This window comes from Pseudomonas sp. FW507-12TSA (genome assembly GCF_058781435.1).
Window position 1 is genome coordinate 215,336 of the sequence record NZ_JBYSWT010000005.1, and the last position, 23,535, is coordinate 238,870.

Sequence of the window (23,535 nt, forward strand, 5' to 3'; positions counted from 1 at the left end):
GATTCAATGGTCGATCAAGAGGTTCAACGCGAAGTCCCGCAGGACCTCGGCGAGCATCAGCTCCCTGTGGGCTGTGACTGTCGCGTTGGCAAAAAGTCCATTCAGATTGCGCCCCGGGGCGGCGAATGGCAGTTGCACCCGGGTATCGCCCCAGAGCGCGGCATCCACGTGCGGCAGCGGACTGTCACCGAGCAGCCCGGCGACCCGTACCGGCACCAGTACCAGCGCTCGCTGCTGGCGGTATTCGCGCAGGAAGGCCAGGACCTGGCCGGCCCGCTGCCCCAGGACCTGCAACGGCTGGTAGCTGCCATGCCGGAACAGCTGCGGATGTTGCCGGCGCAGCTCCAGGGTGCGGGCGATCAGGCCTTGCTTGATGTGGCCGGTGTGCCAGTGGGCCAGCCACTGGGCCGCCGTGGCCGGCTGCTCCAGGGCCTGGCGCCGGGCCTGGTAGTCCACCGGCCGGCGGTTGTCCGGGTCCACCAGGCTGAAGTCCCAGAACTCATTGCCCTGGTACAGGTCGGGGACCCCGGGCACGGTCAGGCGCAACAGGGTCTGGGCCAGGCTGTTGAGGGCGCCGGCGGGGGCGATGGAGCGGGCCGCGGCGGCGATCGATTGGCGCAGTTCCAGGCCCCGGGGCGCGAGCAGCAGGTTCTCGACGAAGGCCTGCACGGCCTCTTCGTATGGCGGGTTGGGGGCGGACCAGCCGCTGTGCAGCTTGGCCTCGCGCAGGGCCTTGAGCTGCCATTGCCAGATGCGTCGGGCATATTCCTCCAGGGCCGGGCCCGCGTCGGCCTGCAGGTCCAGGGGCCAGCTGCCCAGCAGGCTCTGGTAGAGAATCAGCTCGTCCGCCGCCGAGGGGGCATCGGCGCTGGTGCGCAGCGGCACTGCCAGGGCTCGCCAATGGGCTACTTGCCGGGCATACCAGGTGCCGCGTTCGCTGAGCACCGCCAGCCGGGCCCGGCTGTCCTCGCCGCGCTTGTGGTCATGGGTGGCGGTGGCCAGCAGGTTGTCGGGAAAGTTCTCCAGGCGCTCGCTGCAGGCCTGGTGGAACGCCGCCAGTGGCGCACTGAAGGCCTGGGGATCGAAGCCGACATCGTTGCGCGCCAGCAGCACCGCCGAGCGATAGAAGGCCGTGTCTTCCACGGCTTTGGCCGCCGCGGGCGAGGTCAGTTGCTGGAAGCGCACCCCGGCATGGCGCAACAGGCTGCGCGCCGGCCCTGGTGGCACCTGGCGCCAGCCCTGGCCGCCGAGCCAGCGGTCCAGGTAATCCAGTACCGGCCAGTCGGCTTCGCTGAGGCTGGCCCGGGCGCCTTCCAGCGCTTGCTGGAAAAAACGCTGGTCCTGGGGCCCGCGGCCGCATCCGCCGATATAGGTGCGGTACACCGGGAAGTGCACGATCAGCTCCTGCAAGGCCCGGCGGATGGCGCCCAGGGTCAGGTCGCGACTCATCAGGTCCAGCCTTGCCACTTGCAACAGGGCCTGGGCCACGCTTTCGAAGTCCCCGGCCAGGGAACCATTGAGGATCTGCTGGCGAGCCAAGCGCGCCTCGTCGACGAACTGCGACGAGCGCTGGCTGTGCTGGCTCCAGAGTTCGGCCAGGGGCGCCTGGCCGGCCGGGTCCAGTTGCAGCAGCGATAGCTGGTTCATGAACTCGTAGCCGGTGCTGCCGTCGACCCCCCAGTCGCGATGCAGGGTTTCACCGGCACCGAGGATCTTCTCCACATAGATCGGCAAGTGCTCGCCGGGACGCAGGCGATCGACCCGGCGCCGCAGCTTGCGGCAATAGCCTCGGGGGTCGGCCAGGCCGTCGACATGGTCGATGCGCAGGCCATCTACCAGACGGCGCCGGATCAGCTCGAAGATCTTGCCGTGGGTCGCTTCGAATACCGCAGGCCGCTCGACCCGCAGGCCACCCAGTTCGTTGATGTCGAAGAACCTGCGCCAGTTGATGTCGTCGGCAGCCGTGCGCCAACTGGCCAGGCGATAGACCTGGCGCTCCAGCAATTGGTGCAGGCGTTCGAAGCCGGCGGCCTGGCGGGAGTCATAGTCGACAAGCTTGTGCTCCACGGCCTCGCGCACCTCGGGTTGTTGCAGTGCCTCGCCCAGGGCCTGTTGCAAGGCCTGCGCCTGGGCGTGGGCATCGCTGTTGAAGCGCAGGGCGGCGAAGGCGTCGGCCAAAGGCTTCAAGGTTTCGGCCGCTGCGCCGTCAGGGTGCAGCAACTCTGCATAGTCGCCGGGGCAGATGGGGAAGCGATGCTCGTGGTGGCGGACATGGAACCCCCGCAAGTCATCGTCCAGATGCAATTGCAGGCTGCCTTCCTGCAACGCCTGGCCGTAGTCGCTGCCCAGGAATGGTAGTAGCAGCTGGCCGGCCATCAGCGGGTCGGACGAGTGCCACTGGATATCGAAGAACTCGCCATAGGGGCTCAGGCGCCCCCAGCGCAGCAGGTCGAGCCACCAGGGATTATCGGCGCCCCCGACCGCCATGTGATTGGAGACGATATCCAGGATCAGCCCCATGTCGTGCTCGCGCAGGGCGGTCACCAGGCGCTCCAGGGCCGCTTCGCCGCCCAGCTCCGGGTTGACCCGGGTCGGGTCCACCACGTCATAGCCGTGCATCGAGCCGGCACGGGCGCTGAGCAAGGGCGAGGCATAGAGGTGGCTGATGCCCAGGCGTGCGAAGTAGGGCACCAGCGGCACGGCGTCATCCAGGGTGAAGCCCTGGTGGAACTGCAGGCGCAGGCTGGCTCGCAATTCCAGGGTAGGTTCTAGGTTCATCGATCACGCTCCTGTGCTTGTCGCCGGGCGCACGCCAGTTGTTCCAGGCGCCGCGCGGCGTCGGTGTCGTCCAGCAGGCGCCGGGCACTCCCAGCCAGGCGCCGGCGCCAATTGGGGTGACCCTCGACGGTGCCTGGCAGGTTGGCTTGCTCATCGATGCCCAGCGCGTCCTCCAGCGGCAACAGCACCAGGGGCGCACGGGTATGGCCGAGGAAGCGCACGCTGGCGTCGAGCAACTGGTCGGTTTCATCCAACGGCTCGCGAAAGTTCTGCGGGTCCCGGCCCAGGGCCTGGCGCAGGCCGTCGCGCTCGCGCTGGCGATGTTCGCGCCAGTGCCTGGCCCCGGCGTCATCCACCAGTTCCAGGCGCTGGTTCCACTCTATGTCGCGGCCGTGCCACCAACCGGCCAGGGGCGGCAGGTCATGGGTGCTGGTGGTGGCCAGGGCGTTGTCCGGCCAGTCCAGGATTGGCTTGAAATGACAGCCCTGGTCCTGCTCGAACAGCAGCACGCGCATGCCGAGCATGCCCTTTGCGGCGAGCTTTTCCCGCAGGCCATCGGGCACCGTGCCCAGGTCCTCGCCGAGGACGATGGCCTGGTGGCGCTGGGATTCCAGGGCCAGCAGGCGCAGCAGGTCGTCCACTGGGTAGTACAGGTATGCTCCATCGCAGGGTGGGGCGCCCAGGGGAATCACCCAGAGCCGCTGCAAGCCCATCACATGGTCGATGCGCAAGCCGCCGGCATGGGCGAAGTTGGCCCGCAGCATCTCGATGAAGGCACGAAAGCCATTGCGTTGCAGGCCTTCGGGAGAGAAGGCCGAGATCCCCCAGCCCTGGCCCTGGCGGTTGAGAATGTCCGGCGGGGCGCCCACGGTCAGCTCGGCCAGCAACTGATCCTGGCGGCTCCAGGCCTGGCTGCCGCCACCGTCGGCGCCCACCGCCAGGTCGGCGATCAGGCCGATGCCCATGCCGCTGCTACGGGCCGCGCTTTGCACGCGCTCCAGGTTGCGTGCGATCAGCCATTGGCAGAACGCATGGAAGTCGATTTCCTCGGCTTGCTCCTCGGCCAGGCGTGCCAGTTCCGGGCTGGCCGGGTCGCGCCAGTACGGCGGCCAATGGCGCCAGTCCGGATCTTCGCCACGGGCCACCCGCAAGGCTTGGATCGCCTCGAAACGACAGTGGTTTTCCAGGGCCTCGCCGGCAGCCTGGCGATAGCTGGCGAAGTCCTGGTGCAGCGGGTGCTCGCCATGGCGGAAGCCCTGGTACAGCTCGCGCAGCACCTGTTGCTTGGCCTGGGCCACTGCCGGCCAGTCGATCAGCGGTTGTTGCTCCAGCGCCTGCAACTGCGGGCCCAGGCCACAGGCCTCGATGGCGGTACGCCAGGCCCGTTCGCCAAGGATCGCCCCCGGGGCGGCGTACAGGCTGTTGAGGAACAACCGGCTGGAGGGCGAGTAGGGGCTATAGCGCTGCGGATCGCAGCTGAACATCGCGTGCAGCGGGCTGATGGCCAGGGCATCGGCGCCACGTTCGGCGGCCTGGCGGGCCAGCTCCTCCAGGGCCTGGGTATCGCCGAAACCGCCATCGCCGCTGCGGCGCAGGGCGTACAACTGCACCCCCAGGCCCCAGGCCCGCGGCGGCTGGTCGGCCACTGCGTCGGCCACGCTGTAGCAACGTTCGGGGGCCACGGCGAGGATGAAGCGTTCGTCCTCGATGTCCACGCTGTGGTAGCCCACGGGCAATTCCCCGGGCAACCGGCTTTCGTCATCGAGCTGCAATTGCCGGCTGCTGCCGTCTTCCAGCTGCACCCGGCACTGGGTCTGCGCCGGGAAATAACGGGCCAGGTCCAGGCCCTGGCCGACGTCGGCGGTCAGCAGTGGCGGCAGGTGCCGGCCCTGCTGCCGCTGTTGCAGTTGCTGCAGGCTGCGTTCGATCTCCTGGCCGTTGCCGGCCGGGTGGCCCAATCCGGCCAGTACCGCCCGCAGGACCCGGGCCTCGACCTTCTGCGGCCGGCCGTTGGCGTCGATCCAGTCCACCGCCAGGCCGGCGCGGCTGGCGAGTATTTCCAGTTGCGCATCGCTCATTAACGCTCTCCATCGGGGGCTGTCGCAGGCTGCAATTGCACTAGCGCGCTGAAGGCCGGCAACCAGCCCTGGCGCCAATCTTCCAGGGTGCCTGGCGGGTACTGGAACCACGGCTGGGCATCGGTCCCGGGCTGCAGTTCGACCCGGTGCGCGCTGAGGTTGAGGTCGATGCGCAGCAGGCTGCCATCGCCCAGGCGCCAGCGGGCGGTGAGGGCGCCCTCGGCCAGCACCTCGGCGCCCAGGGCGCGGGCTCCGGGCAGGCGCGGCACCAGCTCGCGGTGGCGGATCCGCAGCAGTTCGCGGTACAGCGCCCGGGTGGCCTCGGCCTGCTCGCCGTCATGGCCCGGACGCGAGGCCTGGAAGGTCGACTGCGCATTGGGATCGGGAATGCGCTGGCGCTCCGAGGCGTCGGCGAAGGCGCTGAAGGCGGCGAATTCGTCGCGCCGGCCTTGGCGCACGGCTTCGGCCAGTTCGCCCTGGTGGCTGGTGAAGAACAGGAAAGGTTCCTGCGCCGCCACTTCATCACCCATGAACAGCAGCGGGATCATCGGTGCCAGCAGCAACAGCACCGTGGCCGCGTGCAAGGCTTGGGGCGGGGCCAGCTGGTTGAGGCGTTCGCCGAACGCGCGGTTGCCGATCTGGTCGTGGTTCTGCAAGAACAGCACGAAGGCACTGGGCGGCAAGTGGGCGCTGGGTTCGCCGCGCCGCCGCCCATGGCGGTCCAGGTGGCCCTGGAAGGCGAAGCCCTGGCCCAGGCAGCGCGCCAGCTGCTGGGTCGGCTGTTCGGCGAAGTCAGCGTAGTAAGCCTCCGTTTCCCCGGTGAGCAATACGTGCAGGGCGTTATGGCCATCGTCGTTCCACTGGGCATCGAAGCCGTGCTGCAACAGGCTGGCCTGGTTCGCCTCGTTCTCCAGGTTGAGCCACACCTGGCGGTCGCCGGGAACAGCTTCGCGCACCCGCTGGGCCAGCTCCTTCAGGAAGCCCGGATCGTCGATGGCATGCACCGCATCCAGGCGCAGGCCGTCGAAGCGGTAGTCCAGCAGCCACATCAAGGCGTTGTCGATGAAGAAGTCGCGCACCGGCCGGCGACGGAAGTCGATGGCGGCCCCCCAGGGGGTCTGTCGGTCCTCGCGAAAGAATGGGCTGGCGTAGCGCTGCAAATAGTTGCCGTCGGGGCCGAAGTGGTTGTAGACCACGTCCAGGATCACCCCAAGGCCCAGGCCGTGGGCCGCGTCCACCATGGCCTTGAGTTGCTCGGGCGTGCCATAGGAGGCTTGCGGGGCATAGGGCAGGACGCCGTCGTAGCCCCAGTTGCGTTCACCGGGGAACTGCGCCAGGGGCATCAGTTCGATGGCCGTCACCCCCAGTTCCACCAGCGCCGGCAGCACCTGCTGCACTCCCTGGTAGCCGCCCAGCAAGCCCACGTGCAGTTCGTAGATCACCGCTTCGGCCCAGGGCCGGCCGGCCCACTGTGGATGCTGCCAGACATAGGCCTGGGGATCGACCACCAGGCTGGGGCCATGCACGCCGCCGTCCTGGGCCCGGGACGCCGGGTCCGGCACCTGCAACTGGCCGTCGATATTGAACCGGTAGCGGCTGCCCGCCGGGCAGCGCGCCTGGATCATGAACCAGCCTTCGGGCTGGGGCAGCATGGGCACGGACTGGCCGTTGCCCAGTTCCACGCTGACATGGTGCGCATCCGGGGCCCAGAGTGCGAAGCGGGTCCGTTCGGCGTCGAGCAGCACTGCGCCGTGGCGCAGGCTGGATGGCGTGCTTGCTGGCATCTGTCAGTGCTCCCTTACCTGGCGGTGTAGCCCAAGGCCTGGGTCACCAGTTGCTCGTAGAGTTCGGCGTAGGGTTCCACCGCCTGGCACCAGTTGAAGGGCGCGGCCATGGCCCGACAGCGCATGGCATGCAGCAGCGCGGGCCGGGCGAATACCTGGAAGGCGCGCTGCAAGGCGCCTTGGTAGCTGGCCACGCTGGACTCGTCGAACAGGAAGCCGGTGACACCGTCGTCGATGGTGTCCGCCAGGCCGCCGGTGTTGCGGGCCACCGGCAGCGAGCCGAAGCGCTGGGCGTACATCTGGCTCAGGCCACAGGGCTCGTAGCGCGAGGGCATGAGCAGGAAGTCGCTGCCGGCGAACATCCGCCGGGCATCGGTCTCGTTGAAGCCGATATGCACGCCGACGCGGCCGGGGAAGCGCCGGGCCAGCTCGCGCATGGCTTGTTCTTCCTCCGGTTCGCCGCGGCCGATGATGGCGATCTGGCCACCAGCGTCGACGATGAACTCGGCCACCGCTTCGGTCAGGTCCAGGCCTTTCTGGTAGACCAGCCGCGATACCACGGCGAACAACGGTCCGGCGCTTGGCTCCAGGCCGAACAGCTGGCGTACGTGGGCGGCGTTGACGGCCTTGCCATCCCAGTCACCGATGCCGAAGGGGCAGAACAGGTGCGGGTCGGTGGCGGCGTCCCAGCTTTCGTCGATACCGTTGGGAATACCGCTGAGCAGGCCTTGCTGGGTCTTGCTGGCCAGGAAGCCGTCGAGCCCGCAGCCGAAGTCCGGGGTGGTGATCTCCCGGGCGTAGGTGGCGCTCACCGTGGTGATGTGGCTGGCATAGGCCATGCCCGCCTTGAGGAACGACAACTTGCCGTAGAACTCCATGCCTTCTTGTTGCAGGGCGTGCTCGGGGATGCCCAGTTCCGGGCAGCAGGCCAGGCTGACCACGCCCTGGTAGGCCAGGTTGTGGATGGTGAACAACGTCGGGGTGCGTTGGCCGCGCCAGTGCATGTAGGCCGGTGCCAGGCCGGCGGGCCAGTCGTGGGCATGCACCAGGTCCGGGCACCAGTGGATCTGCGCCAGGTTGGCGGCGATATCGGCGGCGGCCAGGCCCAGGCGGGCGAAGCGGATATGGTTGTCCGGCCAGTCGCGGCCGTTGTTGGCGCCATAGGGCGTGCCTTCGCGCTCATAGAGCTCGGGGCAGATCAGCACGTAGATCACCAGGCCGTCGGGCATGTCCATGCGGCCGATCTTGCAGGCCGGCAGCGCGGCATGGCCGCCCAGTTCGCCGATGACGTGGATTGGGTTCTCGCTGTGCAGGACCTGCGGATAGCCAGGAATCAGCACCCGTACGTCGTGCAGATGGGCCATGGCCCGGGGCAGGGCGGCGGAGACGTCGCCCAGGCCGCCGGTCTTGACCAGGTCGGTGAGCTCCGAGGTGACGAACAGCACCCGTTTGCGATTGGGGTTCTGGTGGGCCAGCGGCAGTATCGTCCTGCTCCCGGGGAGCGGGACCAGGGGATGGCTGCGTCCACCGGCCTGCTGCGGAATGGGTTCTCCCTGGGTATCCAATACAGCGCTGATCATATGTCTCTCCCGTGTCGTCGATCTGTTTTGGCGTATTGCACGCCGTGCCGGCCGGTTCCTGTGGCCGGGCACGAACGCATCGCACTTCGATCAGCCCGTGCTGCCCGAGTGCTGAAGCAGAATGGATGGAGGAGTCGCTGCAAGGAATGCACCAGCGGCAGCGGCCCTACCTTTACCCTGACCCTGGGCTGGAATGAAAAGTTTCGACTTTTTTCCTGCCGCTGTGACTGCCTGGTCACGATGCGAGAGCCAGTCTAGGACAGAAGCCTTGGCGGTGCCGGATGGGGCGCGCGTTTCACCGTGGCGCCAGGCAGGACATGGGATGCAGCCGACGAAAGGTCGCCCGCGCAGGGCCTGGAAATGCCCGAAAGGGGTGCGTCGACTGCGAGTCGGCCCGTGATGGGGCATTGGGGGCTTCGGGTTGGCCCGATAATGGGCAAGACGGTATCTACACGAAGCAGGCTGCGACCTCGCAACCTATAAACAGCCGCTGCTGAGACCGTGACGCTGCGGCAAAGGCCGCAAACCTTCGGCGGTCAGCCGGGAATCTGCTATGGAGCCTGGGGATCAGGCGATCCAGCCCAGGGTCAGCCAAGCCAGCACCGCATAACGCGCGCCCTTGGCCAGGCTGACGATCAGCAGGAAGCGCTTGAGCGGCTCGCCCATCACCCCGGCCACCAGGGTCAGTGGGTCGCCGATCAGCGGCAGCCAGCTCAGCAGTAGCGACCAATGCCCGTAGCGCTGGTAATGCACCCGGGCCCGTTGCAGGTGACGCGGGCCGACGGGGAACCAGCGGCGGTCCTTGTAGTGCTCCAGGCGCTGCCCCAGCCACCAGTTGACCAACGAGCCGAGGACATTGCCCAGGGTCGCCACCAGCCACAGGCCCGGCACCGACCATTGGCCGTTGAGCAGCAGGCCTGCCAGCAGTGCTTCGGACTGCAGCGGTAGCAGGGTGGCGGCGCCGAAGGCCGCCAGGAACAAGCCGAAGTAGACGCCGATCAACGGGCCGGGTAGTCCGCGACCACCACGTCCCGACCTTCCTTGGTCAGGCCGATGACCTGGTAGGCGTCGGCGCCCATGCCGTCCATTTCCATGCCCGGCGATCCCATGGGCATGCCGGGGGCGGCGATGCCCAGCAGGTCATCGCGCTTGCGCAAGGCCAGGACCTGCTCGGCCGGTACATGGCCCTCGACGAACTTGCCGTCGAGCACCGCGGTATGGCAAGAGGCCAGGCGCGGGGCCACGCCCAGGCGCTGCTTGAGGCTGCTCATGTCGTTCTCGACATGGTCATGGACCTTGAAACCATTGGCTTGCAAGTGTTCGATCCACTTTTTGCAGCAGCCGCAATTGGCGTCGCGGTGCACATCGATGTCGATGGGGGCGGCGGCCTGGGCCAGGGAAGCGAACAACAGGGCGGACAGGGCCGCCAGACGCAGGGTGGATTTCATCGTGAGTCTCGTGTGGATCGAAGATGGCGCCCTGGGGGCTGCGCGAATCGCCGTGCATTTTGCGTTTTTTACAGCGCCAGGAGCGAGGCTTGTGTATCAAGGTTATACAAGACACAGGCGGGCACCCGGGGTCAGAACCACAGGCGGACACCCAGTACCAGGCGTGCCTCGCTGGGTTTGTCGCCTTCGGCACGGGCGTAATCGGCACTGCTGCCGTAGCTGCGGTTCCAGGTCACGCCCAGGTAGGGGGCGAACTGGCGATCCAGTTCATAGCGCAGGCGCAGCCCGACTTCGGTTTGCGCCAGGCCCGATCCCAGGCGCCGTTCCGGATCGTTGCGGCCATAGAGGTTGACCTCCACCGTGGGCTGCAGGATCAAGCGGTTGCTCAGCAACATGTCATAGTCGCCCTTGAGGCGCAGGGCCGTCTGGCCGCCTTCGCCGAGGTAGGCGGTGACCTGGCTTTCGAAGTTGTACAAGGCCATGCCCTGCAGGCCGATGGCGGCCCAGGTCTGGGGCGAGGCGGGTTTGAAATCCTGGCGCACACCGCCGACCAGGTCCCACCAAGGGCCGATGGCATGGCCCCAGAGCGCCTCGAGCTCGATTTTCTCGCTGCGACCGTCGTTGCGTTCGCCTTCGCTGCGCAGCCACAAGCGCTCGATATCGCCACCGATCCAGGCATTCATTTCCCAGGCCAGGGTACTGCCGCGGTCGGCATCCTGGTATTCCAGCTGGTTGATCAGCCAGAGCGAATTGATCGCCTGGTCATGGACACCATGGCCTGACACCTCGGGAAAGGCTGCGCGTCGATCGGCTTCGGTAGGCGTCGGGATCGGCGTCCGGCTGCGTTCCCAGGCTGGGGTAGGGGCCAGGCCGTGGGCGCCGTGATCCATGGTGGACATCGCGCCGGGCGCCATGCCGGGCATGCTCCGGTGGTCCATGCCGACAGGGTCGGGCGTGGCATTGGCGGCGCTGGCCACCAGGCCCAGGCCGAGCAGCAAGCCGGGCAACGGCGCAGCAGGCTGGTGCTTCATGACGGACTTCCTTCCTGGTCGATGCGTACTTCGCGGAACATGCCCATCTCCATGTGGTACAGCAGGTGGCAGTGATAGGCCCAGCGGCCCAGGGCATCGGCGGTGACCCGATAACTGCGGCGGGTGCCGGGGGGCATGTCGATGGTGTGCTTGCGCACCTGGAAGCGTCCCTGTTCGTCCTCCAGGTCGCTCCATACGCCGTGCAGGTGGATGGGGTGGGTCATCATGGTGTCGTTGACCAGGACGATCCGCACCCGCTCGCCATAAGCCAGGCGCAAGGGTTGGGCGTCGCTGAACTTGATGCCATCGAAGGACCAGGCGAACTTCTCCATGTGTCCGGTCAGGTGCAGCTCGATGGTGCGGCTGGGCTCGCGGCCGTCGGGATCCTCGAAGGTGCTGCGCAAGTCGGCGTAGGTCAGCACCCTGCGGCCGTTATCGCGCAGGCCGAGGCCCGGGTCGGCGAGTTTTGGCGTCGGGTTCATGGTCTGCATGTCCACCAGCGGATTGCCGTGCTCCGACGGCGGGTGGCGTTGCATTGGCGCCATCTCGCTGGCCTGGCTGTGGTCCATGCCCTGCATGTCGCCATGGTCCATGGCGGCCATCGGCTCGTGCCCCATCCCCGGCCTGTCCCCCATGCCCGCGGGCGCCATGGCGCCGTGGCTCATGCCCATGTCGGCCATGCTCAGCAGTGGACGCGGATCCAGGGGCGGTACGAGGGCGCCCAGGCCGTGGCTCACCGCCAGGGTGCCACGGGCATAGCCGGTACGATCCATGGACTGGGCGAAGACGGTGTAGGCCGGCTCGCGGCCGGGTTCCACCAGCACGTCGTAGGTCTCGGCCACGGCGATGCGCAACTCGTCGACGCTGACCGGGCGCACCTGCTGGCCGTCGGCGGCGACCACCGTCATCTGCAATCCCGGGATGCGCACATCGAAGTAGCTCATGGCCGAGGCGTTGATCAGCCGCAGGCGCAGCCGTTCGCCGGGCTTGAACAGCCCGGTCCAGTTGCTGCCCGGGGTCTGGCCGTTGAGCAGGTAGCTGTAGCTGGCGGCGCTGATGTCGGCCAGGTCGGTGGGGCTCATGTTCATTTCGGCCCACATCTTGCGATCAGCCAGGGTCGCGGCCCAGCCATCGCGGCCGGCATCGTCGATGAAATCGCCCAAGGTGCGCTTGTGGTAATTGAAGTAGCCGGACTGCTTTTTCAGGATCTGCATCAGGCGCTGTGGTGCAAGGTCGCTCCAGTCGCTGAGCAGCAGCACATGCTCGCGATCGTACTGGAACGACTCCGGCTCCCGGGGATCGATCACCAGCGGGCCATAGACCCCGGCCTGCTCCTGCAGCCCGGAATGGCTGTGGTACCAATAGGTGCCGTGCTGGCGGACCTGGAAGCGGTACTCGTAGACGCTGCCCGGGGCGATGCCGGCGAAACTCAGGCCGGGCACGCCGTCCATGTTGGCCGGCAGGAGGATGCCGTGCCAGTGGATCGAGGTGTCTTCCTCCAGGCGGTTGCTCACGCGGATGCTCACTGTATCGCCTTCGCGCCAGCGCAGCAGCGGGCCGGGCAGGCCGCCATTGATGGTCATCGCGGTGCGCGGGGTACCGCTGAAGTTCACCGGCGTCTGGCCGATGTGCAGGTCGAACTGTCGACCGCGTATTTCCTGGGGCAGGCCAGGGTTGGCCCGGGGCCAGGCGGGGGAGTGCCAGAGGCCGCTGCCGGCCAGTGCGCCGACGATGCCCATGCCCTTGATCAAGCTGCGTCGTGTTGGATTGCCAAGCATGCCGAGTGAGTCCTGTCAGTCCTGGGATTCAGGTTCAGGCAGAGACTAATCGGCGCTGGCTGTCAGCCAACTGAGGTTCAGGTTACAGATTTGTCAGCGTGGCTGATGGGGTGTTGGGCCCGACCGTCGGCGGTATCCGGGCCCAGGCGCTAGATCAGCCAGGCGCTGCTTCGAGGAGGCGCTTGAGGTTGTCCAGGGCCTGCTCGCAACAACGCTCCATGCGCGAGCGCAAGCCGCCGAGATTGAGGTCGGTGGAGTATTGCAGGCTGTGCTTGAGCAGGGTGCCGTCGCCCTGTTTGCGCAACTGGTAGTGGACGATGCCATCCAGGGGCGCGGAGCTGAACACTATCTTGAACTCCCTGGGCAGCACTGCGTACAGGACCCGGCAGCTCAGGTGCACCTGCAAGCCCAGCAGGTTGATGGTTTCGCTGAACCTGTGGCCGGCCGGCAGCGAGCCGCCCAGGCCGGTATCGGCACGCAGGGACCCGGGATGCCATTCGTGCCAGCGGTCGGGTTGGGAAAGGTAGTAGTAGACCGTATCGATGCTGGCGGCGATGTACCGCTGCTGGCTGATGTATTCGCCCGTCAGGTGGGGCTGGTGCTGGCCCATGATGCATGCACCTCCTTGTGGCCGGAGCTGCAAATATAGTCGCACTCCCGCGCTGGGGCGGGAGTGCGCTCGACCATTCAGCGGACTTTGAAGCGACCCATCAGGGCACTGACCCGCTGGTTGGCCTGGACCAGGCTCTGGGTGTTGTGTTCACTGGCCTGGCCGCTTTGCAGCAGTTCCTCGACCATATGTCGGATGCTCACCATGCTGCGGTTGATTTCCTCGGTGACCGCGCTCTGTTGCTCGGCGGCGGTGGCGATCTGGGTGCTCAGGCTGTTGATCTGGCTGACCGAACCGGCCATTTCATCCAGGCCCGAGTTGACCCGGGCAGTGGCATCGGCCGCCGACTGGCAGCTGGCCTGGGTGTTTTCCATGGCGCTGACCGAGGAGCTGACCCCCTGAGTCAGGCGAGTGAGCATCTCGTTGATTTCCGAGGTACTGGCCTGGGTACGGGCGGCCAAGGCGCGTACTTCGTCGGCCACCACGGCAAAGCCGCGACCCTGCTCCCCGGCCCGGGCCGCCTCGATGGCGGCGTTGAGCGCCAGCAGGTTGGTCTGTCCGGCGATGGCGCCGATCACCCCGAGGATCTCGGTGATGCGCTGGGCATCTTGCTGCATGGCCTCGACCTTGTGGGTGGCGCTGGCCACTTCGTCGATCAGGGCGATCACGCTGCCGGACGCTTCGCCCACCACCACTCGCGAACGCTCGGCATGCTCGTTGGCGCGCTGGGTGAATGCCGCGGTTTCGGCGGCATTGGCCGCCACGCTGTCGGCGGTGGAGCTCATCTGGGTGATGGCGGTGACGGTCTGGTCGGTTTCCGAGGCGTGCCGGGCGAGGATCTGTCCGCTTTGCTCGCTGGTGCGTTGCAGTTGTTGCAGGCTGCCGGCCATGGCCTCGGTGGCCTGGGTCACCTCGCCGATCATGTCCTGCAGATAGATGATGAATCGATTGACCGAGTGGCCGATGGCTCCCAGCTCATCCTCGGCGCGGATGGTGATGCGCCGGGTCAGGTCGGCGTCGCCGGTGGCCAGGGTGTCGATGTTGGCCTTGAGGGCCTTCATGCGCTGCACCAGCTGGCCGATGGCATAGACCTGCAGCAGCACCAGCAGGATCACCATGGGCAGTTGCAGCAGGCCCAGGGTGCTCAGCACGTCGTCGCGCTGGGCGGTGATCAGGCGGTTGGGCAGGGAGCTGGCGAGGAACCAGGGGGTGCCCTCGATAGGCTGCATGAAGAAGGTGCTCGGTTCCCCGGCGTTGTCGAACTCCAGGCGCTGCAGGCCGCTGCCGCGATTGCCCAGGGCCTGCTGCACCTGGGCGACGAAGGCCGAGCTGCTGGCCAGTTCGGCGATGTTCTTCAGGACGATGGGGCCATTGATCCGCGAACTGTTGCTGATGATCTTGCCGTCGGCCTCGACGATCAGCATCTGCGCGCCCAGGGTCTTTTCCTGGGCGGCCACCAGGTCATTGAAGAAGCCCAGGGTCACGTCGATGGTGGCCACGCCATAGGGCACGCCGTCTTGGCTGATGGCCATGGCGCAGTTGGTACGCGGTTCGGCGCTGGCATCGTCCTTGTAGGCGGCGGCCCAGGCGCATTGGCCCGGGGCGGTCCGCATGCCGCCCTTGTACCAGGGCTGGTCGTAGTAGTTGGGCGCCGCGTCGCTGTTCCAGAAGGTATTGACCTTGAGCTGGCCCGAGGCATCGCGGTGCCAGAAGGTACTGTGCTTGGCGCGCCCTGGAGTGCGCTGGCCGGGCAGGGGCCAGATGCCACCGCCGAAGACCTTCTGCTCTCCATACTGGTCCACCAGTCCCGGCAAGACCCGGTCGATGCTGTCGCTGTCGAGCAGGGCGACGGTCTGGGTAATGCTGCGTTGCTGTGCCTGGACCTTGTTCAGTTCACCCTGGATGCGTTGCGCCACTTCGGCGATGCGGTCCAGGGCGACCTGTTCTTCGGTATGACGCAACTTGGGGGCCACCAGCTGGCCGATACCCAACACCGTGAGTACCAGCATCACGGCTATGAACAGGACCAGAAAGAGCGTGTAGCGGGCTTGAATCGTGCGCAAAGCGGGCATGGGACCTGTCCTTACCGAGCGTTTCTTATTCTTTGGGAGAGCTGCGCCTTATGCAGGGCATTAAGAAGGTATCGGCGCTGGACATGCGCTCTTTAGGACGTTCGTCCAGAAAAATCGATTTTGTTTGCAAGGAGTTTGCCTAAGTGCCAGCGACGTGGGGAGCGGTAACCGGCAAGGACCGCAAAAATGCTCCGAGAGTAGCCTTGAATAGAGGCCAGGCCCTTTAAATCAGGGGCTTTTGGCGAATTTGTCGGAAATGTATAAAAAATGTAAATTTCCGAAATAATTCGTTGGCGCGAATTGTTTCGGCGTTGATACTTGCCCCCATTCAGATGTTTCACCATGGCTTGCGACCTGTTTCAGAGGTCTGCCCGGAGCTTTACGAAGGTTCCATGATGGCAGGACAGGGGAATCGACAAGCCGGACTACAGGAGTTGCAGTATGGCAATCGGATACGTTGGCGGCTGGAGCAGCAAGGCAGGCCTGTTGCAGGGAGGCGGCGACGTCAAGAAAGCCCCGCAGAGCGCCAAGGTGCGCCAGATCCTGACCATGGTGGGGCAGAACGCTACCGTGCTCGACGTGCGCAAGATGGATCAGTTGAAGCTGCACAAGCAGATCAAGGGCTTCGATCCGACGAATGTCACCATCAAGTCCTTGGGTGGCATGAGCACTTTCCTCAAGAACAACGGCCTGATCTCCGATGTCACTGCGCTGAACCTGCTCAATGCCGGTGACAAGTTCGACCGTTTCGGCATCCCGAAAAACCCCGAGGAGCCTTTCAACGCCCTGGAATACTTCGCGATGAAGATCGACGATATCCAGAACAACAACCTCAAGGGCAACAAGTACGCCAACTACCTGATTCCCGAGTACAAGAAGGCCATCTACGTCCTGCAGAGCCTGCAGAACTACGGCAAGGGCAACGGCACCACGGTACCCAACAAAGACGGCGCCACCTCCGCCAAGGCCTGAGCCGGGTTTCGCAAAAGGGCCGGGGCGCTTTCCAGCGACCCCGGCCTTGTCGTTTCAGCGGTCCAGCAGGGCCAGCACCTCTTCGCTGTAGCGAGTGCCGGCGGTGGCTTGCGAGCTGAAGATGCGGTCCAGCGGCGCCAGGTCATCGGCGCTCAGGCGCACGTCCAGGGCCGCTACGTTCTCCTCCAGATAGCGCCGCTGCTTGGTGCCGGGGATGGGTATCAGGTATTCGCCCTGGGCCAGGACCCAGGCCAGGGCCAGTTGCCCAGCGCTGACCTCCTTCTGTATTGCCAGCTGCTGCACCTGTTCCACCAGGCGCAGGTTGCGCTGGAAGTTCTCTCCCTGGAAACGCGGGTTGAAACGCCGGTAATCATCGGCGGCGAAGTCGTCCGGGCTCTTCAGGGCGCCGGTGAGAAACCCCCGGCCCAGCGGGCTGTAGGGAACGAAAGCGATGCCCAGGCGCTGGCAGGTGGCAAGGCAGCCGTTTTCCTCGGGGTCGCGGCTCCACAATGAGTATTCGCTTTGCAGGGCGCTGATGGGGTGGACCTTGTGCGCCCGTTCCAGGGTCGCCGCCGAGGCTTCGCTCAAGCCCAGGTAGCGCACCTTGCCGGCCTTGACCAGTTCGGCCATGGCGCCGACGGTTTCCTCGATCGGCACCTGTGGGTCGACCCGGTGCTGGTAGTAGAGGTCCAGGGTATCCACGCCCAGGCGTCGCAGGCTGCCATCGATGGCGGCGCGCACATACTCCGGGCGACCATCGACGCCACGGGCCGAGGCATTGGCGGGGTCACGGACAATGCCGAACTTGCTGGCCAGCACCACTTGTTCGCGCTTGCCGCGAATGGCCTGGCCGATCAGTTCTTCATTGCTGTGGGGGCCGTACATGTCGGCGGTGTCCAGCAGGGTCACGCCCAAGTCCAGCGCCCGGTGCAGGGTGGCGATCGACTCCCGGGAATCGCTGCCGGTGGTGTAGAAATCGCTCATGCCCATGCAGCCCAGGCCAATGGCGGAAACCTGCGGGCCGTTGTGGCCCAGTTGTCGAGTGTGCATCGCTGGCTACTCCAGTGGTAGTGGGGAGGCGCTCATTGTGCTACTCGACAAAACAGCGATAAACCGGCTAAAAACGCTAGCACTATTAAGATATTCCAAATAATAAAGAGCGTTTTCCATGGATCGTTTCAACGCCATGCGCGTGTTCACCCGGATCGTCGAGCTTGGCGGTTTTGCCCGGGCGGCCGATAGCCTGCAACTGCCCAGGGCCTCGGTGACCATCCTGATCAAGCAGTTGGAGGCGCACCTGGGAGTGCAGTTGCTGCACCGCACCACCCGCCAGGTCAGCCCGACCCTGGACGGAGCCGCTTATTACCAGCGTTGCATACGCCTGCTGGCAGATCTGGAGGAGGCCGAGGCGGCCTTTTCCCAGGGGCGGCACAATCCCCGGGGCACCTTGCGGATCGACATGCCGGCCGGTATCGGCCACCTGATCGTGATGCCGGCGCTGCCGGAGTTCTCCGCGCGCTATCCCTTGCTCGAACTGGAGATCGGTCTCAATGACCGCCCGGTGGACCTGATTCGCGAGGGCGTGGACTGTGCCTTGCGTGGCGGTCCGCTACTGGACGAAAGCCTGGTGGCGCGCCCTCTGGCGCAGATGGCCCAGGTGACTTGCGCCAGCCCCGGCTATTTGCGCGAGCAAGGTGTTCCGACCTCCGTGGCGCAGTTGCAGGGACATCGGATGGTGGAGTACTTCTCGGCGGTTTCCGGCAAACGCTATGGCCTGGAGTTCCTGGTGGACGGTGAGCTGCATGAGATCAACCTGCCCAAGCAGGTCGCCGTCAACAGTGCCGATGGCTACCTGGCGGCCTGCGAAGCGGGCTACGGCTTGATCCAGACCCCGTACTACCATGCCGCCCGGCAACTGCAGGCCGGTGTCTTGCAAGAGGTGCTGGCGGAACATGCGCCACCGCCCTTGCCGTTGACAGCGTTGTATCCGCCCCAGCGCCACCTTTCGACTCGCATACGGGTGTTCGTCGACTGGCTGGTGGAGCTGTTCGCCCGGCAGGACGAACTCATCCGTGGTCGCAATCAAGGCCGGGCCCAGGCAGCAAAACGCCCGCGACAGGGCGGGCGTGGCTAGTGGGCGATGCGTGGTGGCCGGTGGACTGGCCGGATGGCTCGGCGCTGGCAGTCGCTCAACGGTGGTAGTAGTAGCCCGGGCCGCCGTCATGGTAGCGGTGATGCCAGCCATCGCGGGGCATGATGATGCAGCCTGACAGGGTCAGCATGGCCAGCAGGGGAATCAACAGGGTGATTCGACGGAACATTTATCAATCCTCAAGGACTCGGGGAACACGACAGGGCAACCAGGAAGAAAAAACTCCTTTGCGCCTGTAACATATGACCCCGATTCGCCGCGCGCATCCCCGAATCCGGGTATGTGCTTGGCATCGGCCTCGATACACGGCGGATACAATTTCAGCTTCAGGATTCCCGCAATGACTCAATCACAACGTTTGAAATATTCGATTCTGATTTCCCTGGCGGTCCTGGGAATCATGCTTGGCCTTTCCTACCTGCAGAACAGCGGCGTCATCGATGAAAAGACCTTCCAGTACATCGCCATCGCCGTGGCGGTCATCGTCGTGGTGCTCAACGGCGTGATGCGGCGCAAGGTCAAGCCCTGAGCCCGTGGACGGCCTCAGGCCAGGCCGTCCAGTACCGCTGCAGCCTGTTGATGCAGGCTGTAGCTCTTGTCTGCATTGAGGGTGATGACCCCTTCGCTGCACAAGCGCTTCAACACTTCGCGCACACTGAGGAACGATAACGGGATATCCAGCTCCAGCAGTTGGCTGTGGATGCCTCGTACCCCCAGGGAGCGGTCGCTCTGGGCCGCTACCAGCAAGGCGTCGATGACTTTCAGGCGAATCAGGCTGGTACGCAGGCCGAAGCTCTTGAGCATCTGCTTGATCCGGTCGTTGCTGTTGCGCTCGACTTGCTTGCCGAAGACGCTGGCGCCGGCGTCGAGGGAGGGCGTTCTGTTCACGATATTGCCGTCCATTGGCAGTTGCTGGTTGTACATGCAGAAACTCCTTAATCAGAGCCTGATCAGGAAAAGAATGATGGGTGCTCTAGTAACTAGACGAACGAGCACGACAAATCATGAGTCTCTGGATGTAGAAAATTTGTCGGTATCAAGTCGCTGACATGTGATGGTCCCAGCTGGCGGGCTCTGCGCCGGTTAATTTTTTTTCATCGATTTCGTCTGTATGGCAGGCAGGCGCCGGTTCCCTCGTGCGCGGCCGGATACCCAGGCTGGCGATCTTGCCAATTCCTTGCAGCCCTCCAGTCCTGGTTCTGTGTTTTCGTATCAGGAGTCGGCGTGATCATTTCCAGGCAGTTATCGAACGTTTGCCTTGCAGCCCTGTTTCTGAGTTTCAGTTGCGGCGCCCAGGCGCTGGCCCAGCCGGAGCAGACCCGTGCCGAAATTCGCCGCACCAGCTTCGGCGTACCGCATATCCGTGCAACCGATGAGCGAGGCCTGGGCTATGGCATCGGTTATGCCTACGCCCAGGACAACCTGTGCCTGCTGGCCAGTGAAGTGCTGACGGTCAACGGCCAGCGCTCACGCTACTTCGGTCCCGAGGGCCAGACCCTGGAGCAGCGGGACAACTTGGGCAGCGACGTGTTTTTCAGTTGGTTGAACACCCCCCAGGCGGTGGAGGCATTCTGGCAGGCGCAACCGGTAGCGATGCGCGAGCGCATGCAGGGGTATGTCGAGGGCTACAACCGCCAGCTGGCGGAGCGCCAGGCCCAGGGGCTGCCCGAACAATGCAAGGGCGAGTGGGTGCGCCCGTTGACCACCGCGGACCTGGTGAAGCTGACCCGGCGCCTGCTGGTCGAAGGTGGCGCCGGCCAGTTCGCCGAGGCCCTGGCTGGCGCTACGCCACCGGGGAGCGTGGCGCAGGCCGGGTTGTCGGCGCAGGCCTGGCAGCTGGCGGCCGCGCGCCAGCAACGCTTTGCCCTGGATCGGGGCAGCAATGCAGTGGCCATCGGCAGCGAACGTTCGTTCAACGGTCGCGGCATGTTGCTGGCCAACCCGCACTTCCCCTGGATTGGCGGCATGCGCTTCTACCAGATGCACTTGACCATTCCCGGCCAGCTGGACGTGATGGGAGCGGCCTTGCCTGGCTTGCCGCTGATCAATATCGGCTTCAACCAGCACCTGGCCTGGACCCACACGGTCGATACCTCCAAGCACTTCACCCTGTATCGCTTGCAGCTGGACCCGAAGGACCCGACCCGCTACCTGCTCGATGGTCGTTCGCTGCCCCTGGAGCGCCAGGTGGTGACGGTGCAGGGCAAGGGCGCGGACGGTCAGTTGCATGACCACTCGCGCACCTTGTACAGCTCGGTATTCGGCCCGGTGGTGCAGTGGCCGGGCGAGCTGGACTGGGATCGCCAGCATGCCTACAGCCTGCGCGATGCCAACCTGGGCAATACCCGGGTGCTGGCCCAGTGGGCGGCGATGAACCAGGCCACCAGCGTCTCCGGCCTGCAGGATAGCGTGCATCACTGGCAGGGCATTCCCTGGGTCAATACCCTGGCGGTGGATGACCAGGGCCGGGCGTTGTACATGAACCAGTCGGTGGTGCCCAACGTCACCCAGGCCAAGCTGGCGCAATGCAGCGATCCACGGGCGGGCACCCAGGTCATCGTCCTCGACGGCTCGCGCCAGGCCTGCGCCTGGGACATCGACCCGGCAGCGGCCCAGCCGGGTATCTTCGCCGCCGGCCAACTGCCGCAATTGGCGCGCAACGACTATCTGCAGCACTCCAACGACTCGGCCTGGATGGTCAACCCGGCCAAGCCGCTGGAAGGCTTTTCGCCGGTCATCAGCCAGCAGGATGTGCCTCTGAAAATGCGCGCGCGCTTTGCCCTCGACCGCCTGAGTCGACTGCACCAGGCCCAGCCCAGCGACTTGCAGCATCTGGTCAGCGACGACCAGGTATACCTGGCGGGCCAGGTGATGCCGGATCTGTTGCAGTTCTGCGCAGGAGAGTTGGGGGCGGATGCCCAGCGCCTGGATGCGCTGTGCCGCAGCTTGAAGACCTGGGATCGCAGCGCGGGCCTGCAGGCTGGCCTGGGTTTCGTGCACTTCCAGGGCATCATGCAGGCCATGTTGCAGGAGCCTGATGCCTGGCGCGTGGCGTTCGACTCCAAGGACCCACAGCACACCCCGCGCGGGCTGGCCATTGGTCGCCCGGCGGTGGCCCAGGCGCTGCGCCAGGCGATGCTGGCTTCGGCGCAGCAGGTGCAGGAGGCCGGGCTGGCCGAGGATGTCCGCTGGGGCGATATCCAGCAGGTCAGCCAGGGTGGCCAGCCGACCCCGGTGCCCGGCGGGCCGGAGAGCCTGGGGATCTACAACGCCATGCAAAGCGTGCCCGGTGAGGCTGGCAAGCGCGAGGTGGTCAGTGGCACCAGTTACTTGAACATCGTCAGTTTCGATGGGCAGGGACCACGGGCCAGGGGATTGCTGGCGTTTTCCCTGTCCAGCGATCCGGCCTCGGCGCATTTTCGCGACCAGACCGAGGCCTTCGCCCGCAATCAGTGGAGTGAACTGCCCTTTACCGAGGCGCAGATCCGCGCCGATGGCCAGTACCAGGTGCAGGTGATCGAGGAGGCGCGCAAGGAGCCGGTGGCATTGGTCCACCGCTGAGTTCAAGCGCGGGATAACATTCAAGGCCGCCCCGGCAACGGGGCGGCCTTCAGCTTTTTGGCGGGGACTGCGGCAGCGAGTTGATCACTGGATTGCCGTCACGGTTGCGGGTCAGGTACACCGGCAGGACCTTGGGCAGCGAGGTCAGCAGGCTCTTGATCTGGCGCGTGTCGTAGATGCCGCCGACGCGGATCTGGCCGGTGTGGCTGTCGGCCACCTGCACGGGCATCTCCAGGTAGCGGTTGATCAGCGGCAGGGCTTCGGTGAGGGGCAGGTTGTCCAGCACCAGCTTGCCGTTGCGCCAGGCCAGGGAGCTGTCGTTGCTGTAGGTCTGGCTGATCTGCGGCTCGTAGTCGCCACCTTTGTAGCGTGCCTGCATGCCTGGCTCCAGGCGGAAGCCTTCGCCGGGCAGGGCGGTGTTGCTGCTGACCAGGACCGATCCCTGGAGCAGGGTGACCCGCACCTGGTCTTCGTACATCCACACGTTGAACTGAGTGCCCGTGACCTTGACCTGGCCGTTGGCGGCCTTGACCACGAAGGGGTGGCTGCTGTCATGGCTGACCTTGAAGAACGCTTCGCCCTGTTTCAGGGTCACCCGGCGTTGGTCCTTGTAGTTGCTGTAGACCAGGCTGCTGCCCAGGTTCAGCTCGACCTGGCTGCCATCGGCCAGGGTCACGCTGCGCAGGCTGTCGCCGGCTTCGAAGCGCTCGTAGGACGATGGCAGCCAGCCCAGCTCCCAGCCGCTGTAGGCGGCCAGGGGCAGGGCGCACAGGGCGATGGCAGCCGCCGCGCCATAGCGCTGCCAGGCTCGCCGTGGGGCACGTTGGAAGGGGGCTGGTGCAAGGGTGGTGGGTGGCAACTGGTCGGCCACCTCCCAGATTTCGCGCATGGCCTCGTACTCGAAGGCATGCAAGGGGTCGGCGTCATGCCATTGCTGGAAAGCCAGGCGCTCGGCATCGCTGCAGTCCGGCTCATGCAGGCGCATGCACCATTGGGCGGCAGCTTGGGTGATGGCGTCGTATTCGGCTTCCGAGAGGATCTGTTCGCTCATTGACTCTTCCTGATTTCGCGCATTCTACCCTCCAGGGCGAGCCTTGTAGAACAGTCGTCATGGCGATTGAGCATCAAAGTGAACTTATTTTCATCCGTCGCACCCTAAAAACACGTTGTGTATCGAAAGTTTCTACAAATGGAGATGGAACATGCTGAAGCACACTTTTGCCGCACTGTTTGCCTGCGCCACCCTGTTCGGTGCCTCTGCCGCACTGGCCGATCACCCGCAGGCGGGCTGGATCACCATCGAGAAAGCCATTGAAACGGCGAAGACCAAAGCTGGCTACGTGGCTATCTACAAGATCGAGGCGGATAACGACGGCTATTGGGAAGGCGAAGGTCGCAAGTCCGATGGCAGCGTCTACGAGTTCCGCATCGACGGCACCTCCGGCAACATCCTGCGCGACCAGAAAGACTGATGTTGGGCTCGGGAGGCAACCTTGCCTCCCATCCTCGCTTGACGCTGCTGGTGGGCCCGTGAGGCTGCACACCGAGCCAGTGGCGGATTTCTTGCTGCGGCTGCCGAGCCCCGCGCAGCCTGCGGCGTCCACTGCATGTCGTCGATCTTGCGGCGTCGCGCCGTCCCATATAGTCCGTAGCGATCCGTGCGCGGCTGCACAAGGCATCCCGATCCGCGG

At 65.5% G+C, this 23,535-nt stretch carries 19 protein-coding genes; 5 read left to right on the forward strand and 14 right to left on the reverse strand.

The genetic code is table 11. The features are described 5' to 3' along the window. Nucleotides 1-3: 3 nt before the first annotated feature. The 10 genes from AC3WK8_RS07295 to AC3WK8_RS07340 all read right to left on the reverse strand — a co-directional run bounded on the left by AC3WK8_RS07295 (nt 4) and on the right by AC3WK8_RS07340 (nt 15,159). Nucleotides 4-2,778, reverse strand: a complete 2,775-nt coding sequence (locus AC3WK8_RS07295; RefSeq protein WP_103324223.1) for a malto-oligosyltrehalose synthase — start codon at nt 2,776-2,778, stop codon at nt 4-6. Beyond that, on the reverse strand, nt 2,775-4,856 hold the full coding sequence (gene malQ, locus AC3WK8_RS07300) for a 4-alpha-glucanotransferase (protein WP_103324222.1): 2,082 nt from the start codon (nt 4,854-4,856) through the stop codon (nt 2,775-2,777). Before malQ ends, AC3WK8_RS07295 begins: the two co-directional genes overlap by 4 nt. Then, a complete protein-coding gene (gene treZ / locus AC3WK8_RS07305) occupies nt 4,856-6,640 on the reverse strand; it encodes a malto-oligosyltrehalose trehalohydrolase (protein WP_103324221.1) in 1,785 nt (594 codons plus the stop codon). Before treZ ends, malQ begins: the two co-directional genes overlap by 1 nt. A 14-nt stretch (nt 6,641-6,654) precedes the next feature. After that, entirely contained in the window at nt 6,655-8,220 is a 1,566-nt protein-coding gene (gene glgA, locus AC3WK8_RS07310; protein WP_085597512.1) for a glycogen synthase GlgA, read from the reverse strand. 567 nt (nt 8,221-8,787) lie between these two features. Next, nucleotides 8,788-9,222 carry a YqaA family protein gene (locus tag AC3WK8_RS07315; protein WP_085597513.1) on the reverse strand — a complete coding sequence of 145 codons (435 nt, stop codon included), beginning with the start codon at nt 9,220-9,222 and terminating at the stop codon, nt 8,788-8,790. Continuing rightward, a complete protein-coding gene (locus AC3WK8_RS07320; protein ID WP_103324220.1) occupies nt 9,219-9,668 on the reverse strand; it encodes a DUF411 domain-containing protein in 450 nt (149 codons plus the stop codon). The genes AC3WK8_RS07315 and AC3WK8_RS07320 overlap by 4 nt, the downstream gene beginning before the upstream one ends. Before the next feature lie 131 nt (nt 9,669-9,799). Beyond that, nucleotides 9,800-10,699: a copper resistance protein B gene (locus AC3WK8_RS07325; RefSeq protein ID WP_103324219.1), complete on the reverse strand. Its 900-nt coding sequence runs from the start codon at nt 10,697-10,699 to the stop codon at nt 9,800-9,802. Continuing rightward, entirely contained in the window at nt 10,696-12,477 is a 1,782-nt protein-coding gene (locus AC3WK8_RS07330; RefSeq protein ID WP_103324218.1) for a copper resistance system multicopper oxidase, read from the reverse strand. Before AC3WK8_RS07330 ends, AC3WK8_RS07325 begins: the two co-directional genes overlap by 4 nt. A gap of 154 nt (nt 12,478-12,631) precedes the next feature. After that, a complete protein-coding gene (locus AC3WK8_RS07335) occupies nt 12,632-13,087 on the reverse strand; it encodes an SRPBCC family protein (protein WP_085597517.1) in 456 nt (151 codons plus the stop codon). Between the two features lie 77 nt (nt 13,088-13,164). Next, complete coding sequence (locus AC3WK8_RS07340) at nt 13,165-15,159, reverse strand: methyl-accepting chemotaxis protein (RefSeq protein ID WP_103324217.1); 1,995 nt, start codon at nt 15,157-15,159, stop codon at nt 13,165-13,167. A gap of 441 nt (nt 15,160-15,600) precedes the next feature. On the opposite strand from AC3WK8_RS07340, the gene AC3WK8_RS07345 reads away from it, so the two are divergent. Continuing rightward, nucleotides 15,601-16,131: a hypothetical protein gene (locus tag AC3WK8_RS07345; RefSeq protein ID WP_022644273.1), complete on the forward strand. Its 531-nt coding sequence runs from the start codon at nt 15,601-15,603 to the stop codon at nt 16,129-16,131. 54 nt (nt 16,132-16,185) lie between these two features. Here AC3WK8_RS07345 and AC3WK8_RS07350 read toward each other — a convergent pair whose 3' ends face one another. Continuing rightward, on the reverse strand, nt 16,186-17,181 hold the full coding sequence (locus AC3WK8_RS07350) for an aldo/keto reductase (RefSeq protein WP_103324216.1): 996 nt from the start codon (nt 17,179-17,181) through the stop codon (nt 16,186-16,188). Between the two features lie 118 nt (nt 17,182-17,299). On the opposite strand from AC3WK8_RS07350, the gene AC3WK8_RS07355 reads away from it, so the two are divergent. Then, the gene (locus tag AC3WK8_RS07355) at nt 17,300-18,265 is read left to right on the forward strand and encodes a LysR family transcriptional regulator (protein ID WP_103324215.1); all 966 of its coding nucleotides are present in this window, start codon (nt 17,300-17,302) and stop codon (nt 18,263-18,265) included. A gap of 55 nt (nt 18,266-18,320) precedes the next feature. Here AC3WK8_RS07355 and AC3WK8_RS07360 read toward each other — a convergent pair whose 3' ends face one another. After that, nucleotides 18,321-18,452 (reverse strand): hypothetical protein, encoded by a 132-nt coding sequence (locus AC3WK8_RS07360; RefSeq protein WP_022644277.1) that lies wholly within the window; start codon nt 18,450-18,452, stop codon nt 18,321-18,323. 171 nt (nt 18,453-18,623) lie between these two features. On the opposite strand from AC3WK8_RS07360, the gene AC3WK8_RS07365 reads away from it, so the two are divergent. Continuing rightward, nucleotides 18,624-18,812: a hypothetical protein gene (locus tag AC3WK8_RS07365; RefSeq protein ID WP_022644278.1), complete on the forward strand. Its 189-nt coding sequence runs from the start codon at nt 18,624-18,626 to the stop codon at nt 18,810-18,812. Between the two features lie 14 nt (nt 18,813-18,826). Here the strand turns inward: AC3WK8_RS07365 and AC3WK8_RS07370 are convergent, their stop codons facing one another. Further along, nucleotides 18,827-19,207, reverse strand: coding sequence for a fe2+ zn2+ uptake regulation protein (locus AC3WK8_RS07370; protein ID WP_085597521.1), 381 nt, complete (start codon nt 19,205-19,207; stop codon nt 18,827-18,829). 300 nt (nt 19,208-19,507) lie between these two features. On the opposite strand from AC3WK8_RS07370, the gene pvdQ reads away from it, so the two are divergent. Beyond that, nucleotides 19,508-21,844: a bifunctional acylase PvdQ gene (pvdQ, locus tag AC3WK8_RS07375; protein WP_103324214.1), complete on the forward strand. Its 2,337-nt coding sequence runs from the start codon at nt 19,508-19,510 to the stop codon at nt 21,842-21,844. Nucleotides 21,845-21,893: 49 nt separating this feature from the next. Here pvdQ and AC3WK8_RS07380 read toward each other — a convergent pair whose 3' ends face one another. After that, the gene (locus tag AC3WK8_RS07380; RefSeq protein ID WP_103324213.1) at nt 21,894-22,895 is read right to left on the reverse strand and encodes a FecR family protein; all 1,002 of its coding nucleotides are present in this window, start codon (nt 22,893-22,895) and stop codon (nt 21,894-21,896) included. 151 nt (nt 22,896-23,046) lie between these two features. On the opposite strand from AC3WK8_RS07380, the gene AC3WK8_RS07385 reads away from it, so the two are divergent. Next, nucleotides 23,047-23,316, forward strand: a complete 270-nt coding sequence (locus AC3WK8_RS07385) for a PepSY domain-containing protein (protein ID WP_022644282.1) — start codon at nt 23,047-23,049, stop codon at nt 23,314-23,316. Nucleotides 23,317-23,535: the final 219 nt, after the last annotated feature.

Excerpts from the sequence above, each read along its gene's own strand:
- AC3WK8_RS07350 (WP_103324216.1), bottom strand. The coding sequence starts at position 17,181 with ATGCACACTCGACAACTGGGCCACAACGGCCCGCAGGTTTCCGCCATT.
- AC3WK8_RS07355 (WP_103324215.1), top strand. The coding sequence starts at position 17,300 with ATGGATCGTTTCAACGCCATGCGCGTGTTCACCCGGATCGTCGAGCTT.
- AC3WK8_RS07330 (WP_103324218.1), bottom strand. The coding sequence starts at position 12,477 with ATGCTTGGCAATCCAACACGACGCAGCTTGATCAAGGGCATGGGCATC.
- malQ (WP_103324222.1), bottom strand. The coding sequence starts at position 4,856 with ATGAGCGATGCGCAACTGGAAATACTCGCCAGCCGCGCCGGCCTGGCG.
- AC3WK8_RS07320 (WP_103324220.1), bottom strand. The coding sequence starts at position 9,668 with ATGAAATCCACCCTGCGTCTGGCGGCCCTGTCCGCCCTGTTGTTCGCT.
- AC3WK8_RS07360 (WP_022644277.1), bottom strand. The coding sequence starts at position 18,452 with ATGTTCCGTCGAATCACCCTGTTGATTCCCCTGCTGGCCATGCTGACC.
- AC3WK8_RS07295 (WP_103324223.1), bottom strand. The coding sequence starts at position 2,778 with ATGAACCTAGAACCTACCCTGGAATTGCGAGCCAGCCTGCGCCTGCAG.
- AC3WK8_RS07385 (WP_022644282.1), top strand. The coding sequence starts at position 23,047 with ATGCTGAAGCACACTTTTGCCGCACTGTTTGCCTGCGCCACCCTGTTC.
- AC3WK8_RS07335 (WP_085597517.1), bottom strand. The coding sequence starts at position 13,087 with ATGGGCCAGCACCAGCCCCACCTGACGGGCGAATACATCAGCCAGCAG.
- AC3WK8_RS07325 (WP_103324219.1), bottom strand. The coding sequence starts at position 10,699 with ATGAAGCACCAGCCTGCTGCGCCGTTGCCCGGCTTGCTGCTCGGCCTG.
- glgA (WP_085597512.1), bottom strand. The coding sequence starts at position 8,220 with ATGATCAGCGCTGTATTGGATACCCAGGGAGAACCCATTCCGCAGCAG.
- treZ (WP_103324221.1), bottom strand. The coding sequence starts at position 6,640 with ATGCCAGCAAGCACGCCATCCAGCCTGCGCCACGGCGCAGTGCTGCTC.
- AC3WK8_RS07370 (WP_085597521.1), bottom strand. The coding sequence starts at position 19,207 with ATGTACAACCAGCAACTGCCAATGGACGGCAATATCGTGAACAGAACG.
- AC3WK8_RS07345 (WP_022644273.1), top strand. The coding sequence starts at position 15,601 with ATGGCAATCGGATACGTTGGCGGCTGGAGCAGCAAGGCAGGCCTGTTG.
- AC3WK8_RS07365 (WP_022644278.1), top strand. The coding sequence starts at position 18,624 with ATGACTCAATCACAACGTTTGAAATATTCGATTCTGATTTCCCTGGCG.
- AC3WK8_RS07340 (WP_103324217.1), bottom strand. The coding sequence starts at position 15,159 with ATGCCCGCTTTGCGCACGATTCAAGCCCGCTACACGCTCTTTCTGGTC.
- AC3WK8_RS07380 (WP_103324213.1), bottom strand. The coding sequence starts at position 22,895 with ATGAGCGAACAGATCCTCTCGGAAGCCGAATACGACGCCATCACCCAA.